Source organism: Ruminococcus sp. RTP21484sp1_RTP21277st1_D2_RTP21277_210401, from assembly GCF_040924225.1.
Lineage (GTDB): Bacteria > Bacillota > Clostridia > Lachnospirales > Lachnospiraceae > Blautia_A > Blautia_A faecis.
The window spans coordinates 89,458-103,172 of the sequence record NZ_JBCOMJ010000011.1 but is presented as its reverse complement, the minus strand read 5'-3'; the positions used below and the strand labels follow the sequence as shown (position 1 = coordinate 103,172).

Sequence of the window (13,715 nt, the reverse complement as noted above, 5' to 3'; positions counted from 1 at the left end):
GGCTAAATAATTTTACAGCTCTTCCAGTTTCTCCAGTTCCCCGCCAAATGAAGTATCCATACATTCTTCAAAAGACGCTTCCTTCTTCATCTTCTCCAGTGCCACTCCCGCCTTCTTTACAGTCTGCACCGTTCCGGCACCTGCTATGCAGCCGCCAGGACACGCCATGCCTTCCAGCAGATATCCGTTGTATTTCCCTGCTTTGGCTGCCATCAGCATCTTTTTACACTCCTGAAGTCCGTTAGCACTGACTACCTTCACCTCGCGATCCGGATCCATTCGCTTTACAGCTTTCACAACTGCGGCTGCCACACCGCCGCTAACAGCGAAGCCACGACCGTCACTACTGGCCTGGGTAAGAGGCTCTTCCTCCGGAAGGCTGGCGAAATCAACGCCCTTGGCATCAAACATGCCTTTCACCTCTTCAAAGGTGAGAACGAAGTCCACATAGCTTCGAACCGATTTACGGCTTGCCTCCAGCTTCTTGGCTGCACATGGTCCTACAAACACGATCTTGCAGTCTGGCTCTTCCTGCTTCAGAAGTCTGGCAGTCAGTACCATGGGAGTAAGCGCCATGGAAATGCAGTTGGCAAGCTGTGGAACCGTCTTTTTTGCCATAACAGACCATGCCGGGCAACAGGAGGTTCCCATAAACGGAATTTTCTCCGGCACTTCCTTCATGAAGTCCTTAGCCTCCTCAATGGTGCAAAGATCTGCACCCACAGCCACTTCCTTAATATCCGTAAATCCAAGCGCCTTAAAAGCTCCCCGAAGCTGGGTATTCTTCAATTCCGGTTCAAACTGACCTGCCACAGCCGGCGCTACAATGGCATAAACTGGTGTATCACTTTTTAATGCCATAATGGTCTGATAAATCTGTCCCTTATCTACAATGGCACTGAACGGACAGCTTACCAGGCACATTCCACAGGAAACACACTTGTCATAGTCGATCTCTGCTCTGCCATACTCGTCTGAATGGATGGCATTCATTCCACAGGCCTTGGCACACGGACGCTCCTGCTTGATAATGGCATTATATGGACAGGATTCCAGACACTTTCCACATTTGATGCATTTCTCCTGATTGATCACAGACCGCCCGTTTTCCATGTGGATAGCCTGCTTGGGACAGACCTCCTGACAAGGATGTTCCAGACAGCCCTGGCAGCCCTCTGTGACAATCACACGCTTCTCCGGACAGGAGTTGCAGGCGAATTTAATAATATTGATAAGGGGCGGCTCATAATATTTCTCTTCGATCAAGCTGGCTTCTACGCCCTTGGAAATTGGCGCATGCTCGGAAATGTTTCGAAGAGGCAGTCCCATTGCCACACGCAGTCTCTCTCCTACGATAGCTCTCTCCAGAAAAATACTGTCACGATATGTTGCAATCTCTCCTGGAAGAATTTTGTACGGAAGATCATCCATCTCTTTCTCAATGTCGCCCTCATAGGCAAGCCGGGCAATTTCAGTAAAAATCTGGTGTCTGATTTTTGTCTTTGATGAGTATAGTCCTCTCATTCTTTTTCTCCTTATGCTGTAGTATTTTGCACCAGCCAGATTTTACCGCAATCAATCTAACTGTCTTTATAAAGTTTTCTTTCTCCGCTTTTTTAAATAGTTGATATAAATTCATCAAGTATTTATTATACCACCTATCATACAAAAAAATTATAATTTAAGCAAATCTTTTTCCAATTTCTTTTCCTGGAGCATGTATGAAAAAGGCTTTCTTTTAGTGTGTTGAAAGTTGTTCAAATGTGTCCCTCCTGAAGAACTTTTCACCCTCCCAACACATTAAATAAGAAATGCACGCAAAAAAAGACACTGTACAGATTTCTCCACACAATGTCTTTCTTCAAAATTTTCACATAAAATATTATTTCATCCACCTATCTGGCAATCCAGATCACAGACGGAATGCACTGCTTTTTTTAAAAGTTCCATATGCTCCGGTTCTGGAGGAAGTATCTCCGGCAGCTTGTATTCTCTTCCAAGCCAGTCGTACTTATCCTGTCCCAGACGGTGATATGGAAGAAGGTGAATCTTCTTCACACCTGGCAATGTAGATGCAAAGGAAGCAATAGACTTGATTTCCTCCACACTGTCATTGAACGTTGGAACGACAGGTACACGAATCACCAGATTGGTCTGGCCAGAAAGAGCTACCTTTCTGGCGTTCTCCAGAGCCAGTCCATTGGGCTTGCCTGTAAACTGCTTATGCTTCTCCTGATTGGTATGCTTGATATCCATCAGGTAAGTATCCAGATAAGGCAGTACCATCTCTATATTTTTCCAGGGAACACAAGCCATACTCTCGATAGCTGTATTAATTCCACGCTCTTTCGCTGCGCGAAGAAGGTCACGGGCAAATTCCGGCTGACAGAGACATTCGCCGCCGGAAAGTGTCATTCCGCCGCCGGAACGGTAGTAGTATGGGCGATCCTTCTCTACCAGTTCGATCATCTCGCGGACCGTTACGTCTCGTCCCATGGTCTTCACGCCGTCTGGAGTTTTCATTGTCTGGATCTTATATTCCTGGGATTCCGGATTGCAGCACCACTGACATCTGAGCACACAGCCTTTCAAAAACACAATGGTACGGATTCCAGGACCGTCATGGATGGAATAGCGCTGGACGTCGAAAATACGTCCTGTAGTGTCTAAATATTCCATAGATTTCTCCATTATACGGAAGTGCCAGCAGACTTCTCTTAACGAAGCCACCAGCAATTCCATTTATATTTTTCGCAGAAAGTTCCCATTCACAGCCACACTTATCATCTCGCTAAGAAGTGAGCTATGGGGCAATTATAACTCTCCTGCATAAGAGTCTGCTGACTTTCTTTTTAGAATCCCTGCTCAGTTCTTCTGATAATGTCATCCTGCAGCGATTTGGAAAGTGTAGTAAACAGTGCACTGTAACCAGCCACACGTACAACCAGATGCTTATAGTTCTCCGGATGTGCCTGTGCATCGAGCAGTGTCTCTCTGCTTACAACGTTAAACTGCATATGCATTCCCTTCTGATCGAAGTAGGAGCGGATCAGTGCAACGAACTTCTCAAGACCCTCACGTCCAGACAATGCTGACGGATGGAATTTCTGATTGAACAGAGTACCATTGGATACGATGAAGTGATCCAGTTTTGCAACAGAGCTTGCTGCTGCAGTAGGTCCGTTCACATCCTTACCTGCGGATGGGGAAACACCATCTGCAACCGGAGTATGTGCATATCTTCCATCTGGTGTAGCACCAGTCTGTCCGCCAAGGGGTACGTTTGCAGAAACCGGATAAAGTCCTGCCTGGTACTGTCCACCACGTGGGTTCTTAAAGTTCTGAAGCGGTCTTGTATATGTGTAAGCCACATCTCTTGCGAAGTAGTCCACTTCCGGAATATCATTTCCGAATTTCGGAACTTCTGCGATCATATCGTGGATTTCCTGGTATCTTGCCATCTTCTCAGGTGCCATCTGGGCATTCATAACAGATTTCAGGACAGCTGCTGCAGTATCCGCATCAACCTTGGCACCGCTCTCAGTCATCTCTCTTAAGATGCCGGTTGTGATCTCTTTCACAGACTGCTCATCCAGGCCTTTGCCATAGTTCCATGCAAGAGCTTCCTTCAGCTCCTCCATCGTAAACTTCTTCTCTTCATAGACCAGCTGACGAATTGCATACAGGGAATCTGCCATGTTTGCAATACCAAAGCCCTGGGGACCGGTAAAGTTATAAACTGCGCCGCCTTCCTGTACGGTCTTTCCACGTTTGATACAGTCATCGATCATACTGGAAAGGAATGGAAGCGGACAACGCTTTGCATGAGCCACGTCAATGGCATTATCTGCATTTACAAGAAGGGAAATGCAGTACTCCATCTGTTTCTTGTATGCATCATAGAATTCATCGAATGTAGCCATCTGGGTTACATCGCCGGTAGGAATTCCGACCATCTCGCCCTGATCCATACCATTGGCAAATACAAGCTCCAGCGGACGGCACATATTAAAGAATGCTGCATCATGCCATCCCTCTGTCTTACCTGCTTTCTGTGGCTCTACGCAACCGATGATATTATACTCACGGGCATCTGCAAGGGAAAGTCCTCTGTTCTGCAGTGCTGGGATGATTACCTCGTCGTTATAATAAGCCGGAAGTCCGATACCCGTTCTGGTAAGCTCTGCTGCCTTGATCAGAAGGTCATGAGGAGAACCATTCCATACACGGATGGAAAGGGACGGAGCCGGAAGATGTACATGCATGGATGCCTCAATACACATAAAGGAAAGGTCATTGGTCACATCATTGCCATCTTTATCCTGACCTCCTACGATCAGGTTCTGGAACAGACTGTAGCCTGCGAAGCCTTCTGCGGAAGCAGCATCACGGACTTTATTCAGGTCATTTAATTTTACCCAGATGCAATCAAGAAGCTCCTGGGCTGCTGTTCTGGTAATCGCGCCGCTCTCAATATCCTTCTTATAATAAGGATACATATACTGGTCGAAACGTCCTGGGGAAATGGAATGTCCGCTAGACTCCATCTGGAGAAGCTGCTGCACAAACCAGAAGGACTGACACGCCTCCCAGAAATTGGTAGCTCCCTTCGCCGGAACCTTGCTGCAATTGGATGCAATCACAAGAAGCTCTGCTTTACGCTGTGGATCTGTACATTTCTCTGCCATTTCAAGGGCAAGCTTTGCATATCTGTCTGCATAATCAATCACTGCCTGGCAGCTCATGATAACTGCTTCCAGGAAACGGGAACGCTCTGCGTAATCTCCATCCCCCACATTGCATTTATCCAGCTCAGCCTGTGCTTTCGCCATAATGCCTTCGTATCCAATTTCAAGAACTTCCCAATACTTTACTGTAACGTGTCCTACACCATTGTAGAAATAATTTCCTGGTGTAAAAATGTTGTGATCGATGGCACGGATTGCTTCCGGTGCCATATATGCTGTGGCAAGCTCACTGGTAGTCTTGCCTTTCCAGTATTTGTGTACCTCGCGAAGATCTGCTTTGGCCTGCTCTGAAATATAGAATGGATCAGCAGTTCTGGTGGCAACCGTATCCAGCTCGTCTTCCAGCCACTGGTAGGAAAATTCCGGGAATGTCTGGCATCCTCTCGGTGCAATGGAGTTACTTCCCACGATCAGTTCCTCATCACGGATGATGATCGGAATATTATGTAAAATGTGGGAAAAAGCTTTCGCTCTTCTGGTAATGATCGGCTGGTCTTCCGTCTCCTTATAGGACTCTGTGATCAGCTTCGCTCTGTAAGATTCGATCTCCGGCATCTTGGCATAGAGATGATCTACCAGGCGGGTAATTCTGGAAGATTTGGGAATCTCACTTGTATTGTATTTTTCCATGGTTCTCCTTTCTCATGGATGTCCCGGCATATGAAATAGTATTCTGTATCTCAAAAACACAATATTCTCTCTGTCGGCAACATAAATGTCCGTTGTTCCATGACATAGTTTTCTATGCTCATTATACGTCATTTGCTATGCGGTGTCAACATAATTCAACACCAGTTTTGTTGTTTTAGTTGGTGTTTTTGGTTGATTTTTGTGGTTTTTCGTTGTTTTTATTAAAAAGCACAATTAAACCAAAAAGCGTTTTCCGATTTTCATATTTTGATTTCGGAAAACGCTTTTCAAATTATATCTCCACACAAATTATATAGCAGTTCAGTGCCATACGTTGAAAGTTATCAATTTATTTGAAATATATGTGTATTCTTTCTCTCTGCCCCGTCTTGATATTTTCAGCCAATGCAACAGCAAGAAATCCAGATCCTCCTGCAACTTTTATTTTGCTGCCATTTGGTGACATCTTTGCTACACCCCAGTTACTTCTTGCATACGATATTCCCCCTCTGAGTTTCCAACCTTTTTTCAGATTAAATTTAAATGCGATACTCTTATTTTTATATTTGGAATAACGCAGATTATAAATTGCATTCTTTTTAAAAGCAGTTCCTTTAATTGTGAGCTTTCCCACCTTTGCAGAAGAAACAGGATTTACATATTTATACACGGTAAATGTACATTTGTAAGTTTCCCGTTCAGTTTTCACAGTAATAGTTGTTGTGCCAGCTTTTTGGGGCGTAGCCCAAATAGCATTATCCTTTATCTTTACAGTTGCAACTTTTGTATTACTGGATTCCACAACTACTTTTCTTTTTCCAATGTAGGCAATAAGTTCATCCGGATTGTAGCATCTGCGATTTTCCATAGTTTTAGAAGAATAAATAGTTGCATTTGTCTTAAGAATTTTAAATACCTCTTTTGCGTAAGCAGGCACGGTCATTGCAAACATCATAGCAAATGTCAGCACAACCGTTATTATTTTTTTTAGTGACTTTTTCATTTTCAACACTCCCTTCATGATATGGACATTACAGAATACAATATATATATGCATTTTTGATTTTATAACAGTTTATACCCATTTACAATCTGTGCCAAAATGTGTGCGCAATTCTTTCGCGGGTTTGTCACATTCTGTTTTTTATCAATAAAAAAACTGCCATATCAGATTTCTCCAATACAGCAGTTTCCTCATCTTCTTATTTACCAGCTATGTAAAATACCAGTGCCTCATTCACATCTTAGTGGCAGTGTCCGCCGCAGCTTCCACAATTACCATTGCAGCCTTTTCCGCTTTTTTTATCCTTCACAATACTTCTCACTGCCAGACCTGCTATTACGACTACGATAGCACCAACAACTACTGTTCCCATATGATACTCCTTTCAGATTACCTATAAGCTCCTTTATGTTGTTAGTATATTCTAACATTCATTAGATGTCAATATTTATTTTATATTCCTTACACATTCAGCTTCATCTGTCCGTCTTTAATATATCCCATATTTCGCATTCCGCGGTAAATCACATAGGATAACAGTCCCGGAAGTAGGAAGTGGAACAATACAATTTTCAGAATTACCAGCACCGGTGATTCTGTTGCCACCATAGTCTGGTAAGTCATGATCTGTCCAACCAGACCAGAGGTTCCCATTCCGGAACCAGTTGCATTGTTTGTCATATGGAAAGGCCCGATAATGGCAATTGGGCCTAAAATAGCAGATGCCAGTGTAGGAGGCAGCCAGATCAGCGGACGCTTCATAATATTAGGGATCTGCAGCATGGAAGTTCCGATTCCCTGGGCAAAAAGACCGCCCACGCCATTATCCTTAAAACTTGTCACTGCAAATCCAATCATCTGACAGCAGCATCCGATCGTTGCCGCACCCGCTGCCACGCCATTCAGCCCCAGAATAATTCCAAGAGCTGCAGAACTAATTGGCAAAGTCAGTACCATTCCCATGATGACAGAAACCACAATTCCCATTAGGATTGGCTGCTGCTCAGTTCCCCAGTTTACCAGGTTGCCAAGCCATGTCATGAAGCTTGATACTCCCGGTCCTACCAGTATCCCTACAGCACCACCGGAAAGGATGGTGATTGCTGGTGTAATAAGAAGATCCAGTTTTGTTTTTCCGGCAACCAGCCTCCCAATCGTAATTCCCACATATGCAGCCACAAACGCTCCAAGAGGCTCGCCAGGACCGGATAACACTAATGCCCCTGTATCAGACAACAGGGTTCCTGCAATCAGGTTAGATGCATAGGCACCAATCATTCCAGCTGCCGCAGCCGACAACAGCACATAAGTAGATTCCCGGAATTTATACGCAACACCGATGCCGATTCCGGCACCTGTAAGCCTCTGGGCAACCACTGCAAATGCACTTAAATAAGTGCCATATGTACCGCCCATCAAATCACCAATCTGTTTCAAAATAGTTCCGATGATCAAAGTAGAAAACAACCCCAAAGCCATTCCGCTTAAACCATCAATAAAAATATTGTTTAAAACCTTCTTTATCGCTTTCATACTCTCTCCTTGTCCCCACCATCTAAAGCATGTAAAAAATTAATCTTGCAATCTGCAAAATACACCGAAAAGTGGGGCATGCAGACTGCGAGATTGTTTTTTCCGAACACGCTCTAATATAGATCCATCTTCTTCCTTCCCAGTTCAAGAAATACCTTCGTCCCTTTTCCAAGCTCCGACTCTATCCTGATTCCGTGATCCAGCCTTTTCATAATCTTTCCGCAAAGATAAAGCCCAATTCCAGTAGACCTGTTCTCTTCACGTCCATTATAGCCAGTAAACCCCTTTTCAAAAACCCGGGGCAAATCTTCGGCACGGATTCCGATTCCAGTATCTTCGATCACCAGCGTATGCGGCCTGGATATGCTCATATAGATGGATATTTTTCCTTTTTTTGTGTATTTCAGTGCATTTGATAAAATTTGTCCCAACACAAAGCCAAGCCATTTTTCATCTGTAAGCACCGTTTCCGATACCTCTTGATACTCCAGAGAAAGCTTTTTCCCAATAAATATTCTGGCAAATTTGTGAATCTGCTCACTAATCAGAGAATCCATATCCACTTCCTCAAAGCGGATGTCTGAAGCCATATCCTCCGTTCGAAGATACCCCAGCACCATCTCCACGTACTGCTCCACCTTAAAAAGCTCATTCTGAATCTCCTGAGGTCTGGGCTTCTCTTCCTGAAGAAGCAGTCTTGCTGCAGCAATAGGTGTTTTGATCTGGTGAACCCACAGCGTATAAAAGTCTGTCAATTCTGTACCAAAAGCACTTCTCTGATTTTCAGCCTCTATTCTCTTCTCATCCAGACTACGGCAGATTTCCCGGTAAATAGCCTCATTTTCATTCTCCGGAGCCTCCAGATATTCTTCTGAAAAATTGCCGCAGTCTCTTATGTAAAGCAGACTTTCCTGCTTTTTCCGGTATTTATGGTAATCCCACATAAGCCCCAGGCCTGTCAGCAGCATTTCAAAAACCGCCACATAACCTACAGGCTCCAGCGGAATATCATACAGAAAAAGGATTCCAGCCGTTACCGCTACCATAAGTAAAGCCAAAACACCTGTTTTCCATCTGGTTTTCAGATATTTAATCATACCATGTACCCCAGGCCTTTTTTGGTGATAATGAAGTTCTCTACACCCAGACCTTCCAGCTTCCGACGGATTCTTGTGATGTTTACTGTCAAAGTATTGTCATCCACAAAGCTGTCGCTCTCCCACAGTTTTGTCATAATCGACTCTCTGGATACAACATGCCCCTGATGTTTAAATAGTATCTGCAATATCTTCAATTCGTTTTTCGTCAGGTCTGCAAGCTTTCCATCCACTGAAATCGTCCCATTTCCAGGATTCAGCACTACGCCGCCCCTTTCCAGAAGACTGTTGTTCTGACCAAAGGCATAGGTTCTGCGAAGCACAGCCTGCACCTTCGCAGTTAACACATCCAGATCAAAAGGTTTCGCGATAAAATCATCTGCACCCCGGCTCATGGCCATTACCATATTCATATTGTCAGCCGCTGAAGACAGAAACATCACTGGTACCTGTGAAATTTTGCGGATTTCCTCACACCAATGAAAACCGTTAAAAAACGGCAGTTTCAAATCCAGCAGCACCAGCTGTGGATCTTTTTGCACAAACTCCTGAATCACATGAGTGAAATCTTCGATCTGAAAGACCTCATATCCCCAGGATTCCAAATGTCGCTTTACTATCTGTACAATAATTTCGTCATCTTCTATTATTAATATTTTATACATTTTTAATCAAGTTTTTCTTCTAAACGGACATGTCTGCCTGCGCAGACATCACCCCAAATGAAAGTCGATTGTTCCGCGCCTTTAGCGCTACCGCGCAGGACTTTTATCCTAAATATGCCTTCAGTAATTTCAGTGTATTCTTCGCTCCATCCCTGTGTGACCGCTCGTATCCATGAGAAGCGTAAACTCCCGGTCCGATCAGACCATGTTTCATATCATAGCCCGCCTTCAGCGCTGCATCCACGTCAGAACCATAGTGCGGATATACATCCACTGCAAATGCAATGTCATTCTCCTGTGCAGCCTTGATCAGGCCGGAAACCACCTGGTAATCATATGGTCCCATACTGTCCTTAGCGCAGATTGAAACCATGGTTTCATCACATTCCAGGCCTTTTCCAACACATCCCATATCTACGGAGATCATCTCTGTCACTCCATCTGGGATAGCGGCACATCCACCATGTCCCACTTCCTCATAAGAAGTGATCAGTACATAAATGGTACGCTCTGTCTGAATTTCTTTCTCTTTCAGATATTTAGCATAGCCGAGAAGAATGGCAGTGCTGAATTTATCATCAAGGAAACGGCTCTTGATGTATCCGCTCTCAGTCACAACTGTCCTTGGATCAAAGCAGACAAAATCGCCTGTCATGATTCCAAGTTTTTTCACATCCTCTTTATTCTTCACTGGCTCATCAAGAATGGCCTCCATCGTCTCATAAGTACGTTTGGTATCGCTATACTCGCCGTTTACATGAACAGACGCATTCTCCAGCTGGAAAGTTGCATCATATACTTTGCCGGACTTTGTATAAACCTTACAATTCTCAGCCTCTGCATTGTTTGGATTCATACCGCCAATATTAGTCAGCTTCAAATGACCGTTATCCATGATCTGGCAAACCATTCCGCCCAGTGTATCCATGTGGGCAGCCAGAACTACTGCGTTCTTATCGTCCTTTCCCCCAAGCTTTACAAGCACAGCGCCCTTCTGGGTGATCTGCGGCTCATAGCCCAGCTTTTCAAATTCTTTTTTTACAAAATCTGCTGCCATGTGGGTAAAACCACTTGGACTTGGCACTGAAAGCAGATCCTGTGCTGTTTTCATAATGTAATCTGTGTATTTTCCCATGATATTCTCTCCTGTTTTTTACAAATTTTAGTCTTCTTACCTATCGTTCTTCACTTTCTGTATAGCAATGCGCCTCACAGAAATTACTTTTAAGCGATAACATTATATGATACCAGTGTCAAAAGGTCAAAAAGCTGTTCGTGCTTGCACGATAAGGCTTTTGAACTTGGGACACGCCAAATATGAGAAAGTAGCGATTTACGCAGTAAATCAGCGGATTTCGAATATTTGGAGGATTGCGGGAGCAGCGTAGCTGCGTAGCAATCTGGGTATCAAATGAGTGTCAAAAGACCTTTTGACACTCATATCATTATATTTACTTATTATCCTCAAATGTGATAACTTTATAAACCCATACTTTTTGCCAATTCCACTGGTCTGGCTGCGTCACATAAGCTTCCCATGAATTTCCTGCGGCACTCTGGCTTTCACCAGAATTCCAGTATCTGTGTACTCCTCCGAAAGCAGCTGCCCATATTCCCGAATCAGCTGGATCTTGCCAGCCTCCTGGTAGGTAAAAAGCTTTTCCACATAAATCTGCTCTTCAGAAAGGATTTTCCCCAGAAGCTGCTTTAAATCCTCCAGACCTTCCCCTGTTTTGGCCGAAACCTTAAGAGTATGGTCTGCCATACTGTCGCGCAGGCGGATTGCTGCACCCACATCGACCTTGTTAAATAAAGTAATCGTCTTTTTGCCCTGGACACCAAGCTCCTGCAGGGTATCATAAACAACCTCCATCTGCTGTACCGCCTGAGGATTCGAGCAGTCTACCACATGTATAATATAATCTGCATATTTCGCTTCCTCCAGGGTACTCTTAAAAGCTTCAACCAGATTATGCGGCAGCTTACGGATAAACCCAACAGTATCTGTAAGCAGGATCTGCTGTCCGTCATCTAATGTCAATGCTCTGGTTGTAGGATCCAATGTGGCAAACAGCTTATCCTCTGAAAGCACTCCGGCTCCAGTGAGGGTATTTAACAATGTAGATTTACCTGCATTGGTATAACCTACAATAGCAACAGTCTTCATCTTTCCCCGGGTACGTCCGGTACGGAGCAGCTCTCTGTGCTTCTCCACCTGGGAAAGCTCTTCCTTCAGCGCTGTGATTCTCTTTCGGATCAGACGTCGGTCGCTCTCCAGCTTCTTCTCTCCAGGACCTCGGGTTCCGATTCCTCCTCCAAGTCTGGACAAAGACGCACCTAGTCCTACCAGTCTGGATGCTCTGTAACGGAGCTGGGCCAGCTCTACCTGGATCTTACCCTCACTTGTGGTGGCATGTTTTGCAAAAATGTCAAGGATCAGAAGAGTTCTGTCCATTACCTTACATTCCAGCTCATGCTCCAGATTGTTCATCTGTGCCGGGGAAAGTTCATCGTCACAGATGATTCCTGTAGCATCCGTGGCCAGCATAAGAGCACGTACCTCCTCAATCTTTCCTTTTCCAATATAAGTTCCAGGATGTACAGTCTCACGGTTCTGGATAATTTTTCCCACTGTCTGGGCTCCGGCAGTATCTGCAAGCTCCTCCAGTTCATCCAAGGATTCTTTCACATTGTCGTTCTCGTCCAGCTGAACGCCAACCAGAATCACCTGCTCCTGTATTTCTTCAATATATTCCATAAATCCTCCTTCCGGATCATCCATAAACTAACTTTCAGTTACTTTTCTATCTGAAAATCATCTGTTAGAGTATAACACAAACCCATTCCTTTTGGGAGAGGTATATTTCAGTTACTGTTCACTGGTAACGTTCCGCGAGGCGTTTTTTGTGAACAAAGTTCACAGAAAACCCGAGAATTGCGGCGCGAAATCATGCGAATGCATGATTTCTGTGCATCGCGAAGCGCGTTACTGTGAACGGAGTGAACAGTAACATATTTCAGATCTGAAAACAACAACTACAGTTCAGATCTCATATAGTATATAATAATAGTAAAAGACCAAAAAAGGAGGAACCTATGAAAAAGAAAAATCTCAAAACTCTTGCAGCATGCCTTTGCCTGTCCTGTACGCTCCTGACAGGTACTCTTCCCACCCAGGCAGCTGCCCGGACATCAGTTTCCCAAACTGCGAAATCTTCTTCCACTGTCACCAATAAGAAGACCCATTCCGGTAAGGGACAGGCTTCCAATTCCTCTTCTGGTACCTGGAAGACCAGCAAAGGCCGCCACTACTATTACAATGCCCGCGGCAAGAAAGTCAAAGGCAAAGTCAAAATCGGATCCCGCTATTACTTTTTTGACAAAAATGGAATTCAGAGTTACGGCTGGAAAAAAATCAAAAATGATTACTACTTTTTCCGTATCAGCACAGGAACCACCGGCGCATACATGCTGACCTCCACCACTATAAATGGTATCGCTCTTGATGCTTCCGGACGTGCCAGCAAATCCGGTTCTAACCTGCGCAAGCTGAAACTAATGACAGAAGCGAACAAGATCGTAGAAAAGATCAGCAGACCAGGAATGAACAAAATGCAGCGCCTCCGTGCCAGCTTTGATTACGTCAAGAAGCAGTACACCTACTATTGCTGGCGTGAATTCAGAAATACACAGGACTGGGAAAAGGATTTCGCCGAAGATATGTTTTTCCGCGGCGGACGAGGTGACTGTGTTTCCTATGCAGCAGCTTTCGCCTACCTTGCAAACGCTGTAGGAATGAAAAAAGTTTATGTAATCTGCTCCGGCGGTCACGGCTGGGCTGAAATTGGTGGAAAGGTCTATGATCCTGACTGGGCGCTTGTAAGCAGCGTGGATTCCTACTTTGCAATGTCCTACGATCTCAGTGGCGTGAACGGCCGCCCTATGTACCGGGGCAACCGCCTTTATGTAAAAAAAGTCTGAGAGTATTACCAAAAAAGGATTTGAAATCCGGCATTCAATATTGCCTCAGATTTCAAAT

The 13,715-nt window shown here is 44.5% G+C and carries 11 protein-coding genes; 1 reads left to right on the top strand and 10 read right to left on the bottom strand.

Annotated elements, in window-relative coordinates:
- Positions 1-12: 12 nt before the first annotated feature.
- The 10 genes from AB5706_RS09475 to hflX all read right to left on the bottom strand — a co-directional run bounded on the left by AB5706_RS09475 (position 13) and on the right by hflX (position 12,434).
- Complete coding sequence (locus AB5706_RS09475; RefSeq protein ID WP_173718190.1) at positions 13-1,524, bottom strand: 4Fe-4S dicluster domain-containing protein; 1,512 nt, start codon at positions 1,522-1,524, stop codon at positions 13-15.
- Positions 1,525-1,887: 363 nt separating this feature from the next.
- Complete coding sequence (locus tag AB5706_RS09470) at positions 1,888-2,679, bottom strand: glycyl-radical enzyme activating protein (protein ID WP_173716021.1); 792 nt, start codon at positions 2,677-2,679, stop codon at positions 1,888-1,890.
- 173 nt (positions 2,680-2,852) lie between these two features.
- Positions 2,853-5,378, bottom strand: coding sequence for a glycyl radical protein (locus tag AB5706_RS09465; protein WP_173718191.1), 2,526 nt, complete (start codon positions 5,376-5,378; stop codon positions 2,853-2,855).
- A gap of 349 nt (positions 5,379-5,727) precedes the next feature.
- Entirely contained in the window at positions 5,728-6,387 is a 660-nt protein-coding gene (locus AB5706_RS09460; protein WP_173718192.1) for a hypothetical protein, read from the bottom strand.
- 235 nt (positions 6,388-6,622) lie between these two features.
- Positions 6,623-6,754: a FeoB-associated Cys-rich membrane protein gene (locus tag AB5706_RS09455; protein WP_148461082.1), complete on the bottom strand. Its 132-nt coding sequence runs from the start codon at positions 6,752-6,754 to the stop codon at positions 6,623-6,625.
- An 89-nt stretch (positions 6,755-6,843) separates the two neighbouring features.
- Positions 6,844-7,914: a PTS sugar transporter subunit IIC gene (locus tag AB5706_RS09450; RefSeq protein ID WP_118578128.1), complete on the bottom strand. Its 1,071-nt coding sequence runs from the start codon at positions 7,912-7,914 to the stop codon at positions 6,844-6,846.
- 113 nt (positions 7,915-8,027) lie between these two features.
- Positions 8,028-9,011 (bottom strand): sensor histidine kinase, encoded by a 984-nt coding sequence (locus AB5706_RS09445; RefSeq protein ID WP_368366022.1) that lies wholly within the window; start codon positions 9,009-9,011, stop codon positions 8,028-8,030.
- Positions 9,008-9,676, bottom strand: coding sequence for a response regulator (locus tag AB5706_RS09440; protein WP_368366021.1), 669 nt, complete (start codon positions 9,674-9,676; stop codon positions 9,008-9,010). The genes AB5706_RS09445 and AB5706_RS09440 overlap by 4 nt, the downstream gene beginning before the upstream one ends.
- Positions 9,677-9,779: 103 nt before the next feature.
- The gene (locus AB5706_RS09435; protein ID WP_173718193.1) at positions 9,780-10,811 is read right to left on the bottom strand and encodes a M42 family metallopeptidase; all 1,032 of its coding nucleotides are present in this window, start codon (positions 10,809-10,811) and stop codon (positions 9,780-9,782) included.
- Positions 10,812-11,198: 387 nt separating this feature from the next.
- Complete coding sequence (gene hflX / locus AB5706_RS09430) at positions 11,199-12,434, bottom strand: GTPase HflX (protein ID WP_173718194.1); 1,236 nt, start codon at positions 12,432-12,434, stop codon at positions 11,199-11,201.
- 338 nt (positions 12,435-12,772) lie between these two features.
- Here hflX and AB5706_RS09425 point away from each other — a divergent pair, with 338 nt between their 5' ends.
- Positions 12,773-13,657: a transglutaminase domain-containing protein gene (locus AB5706_RS09425; protein WP_368366020.1), complete on the top strand. Its 885-nt coding sequence runs from the start codon at positions 12,773-12,775 to the stop codon at positions 13,655-13,657.
- Positions 13,658-13,715: the final 58 nt, after the last annotated feature.

Bases quoted from the DNA above. Each gene is read 5' to 3' on its own strand.
- AB5706_RS09445 (WP_368366022.1), bottom strand. From the start codon at position 9,011: ATGATTAAATATCTGAAAACCAGATGGAAAACAGGTGTTTTGGCTTTA.
- AB5706_RS09435 (WP_173718193.1), bottom strand. From the start codon at position 10,811: ATGGGAAAATACACAGATTACATTATGAAAACAGCACAGGATCTGCTT.
- AB5706_RS09470 (WP_173716021.1), bottom strand. From the start codon at position 2,679: ATGGAATATTTAGACACTACAGGACGTATTTTCGACGTCCAGCGCTAT.
- AB5706_RS09425 (WP_368366020.1), top strand. From the start codon at position 12,773: ATGAAAAAGAAAAATCTCAAAACTCTTGCAGCATGCCTTTGCCTGTCC.
- AB5706_RS09455 (WP_148461082.1), bottom strand. From the start codon at position 6,754: ATGGGAACAGTAGTTGTTGGTGCTATCGTAGTCGTAATAGCAGGTCTG.
- AB5706_RS09475 (WP_173718190.1), bottom strand. From the start codon at position 1,524: ATGAGAGGACTATACTCATCAAAGACAAAAATCAGACACCAGATTTTT.
- AB5706_RS09450 (WP_118578128.1), bottom strand. From the start codon at position 7,914: ATGAAAGCGATAAAGAAGGTTTTAAACAATATTTTTATTGATGGTTTA.
- hflX (WP_173718194.1), bottom strand. From the start codon at position 12,434: ATGGAATATATTGAAGAAATACAGGAGCAGGTGATTCTGGTTGGCGTT.
- AB5706_RS09465 (WP_173718191.1), bottom strand. From the start codon at position 5,378: ATGGAAAAATACAATACAAGTGAGATTCCCAAATCTTCCAGAATTACC.
- AB5706_RS09440 (WP_368366021.1), bottom strand. From the start codon at position 9,676: ATGTATAAAATATTAATAATAGAAGATGACGAAATTATTGTACAGATA.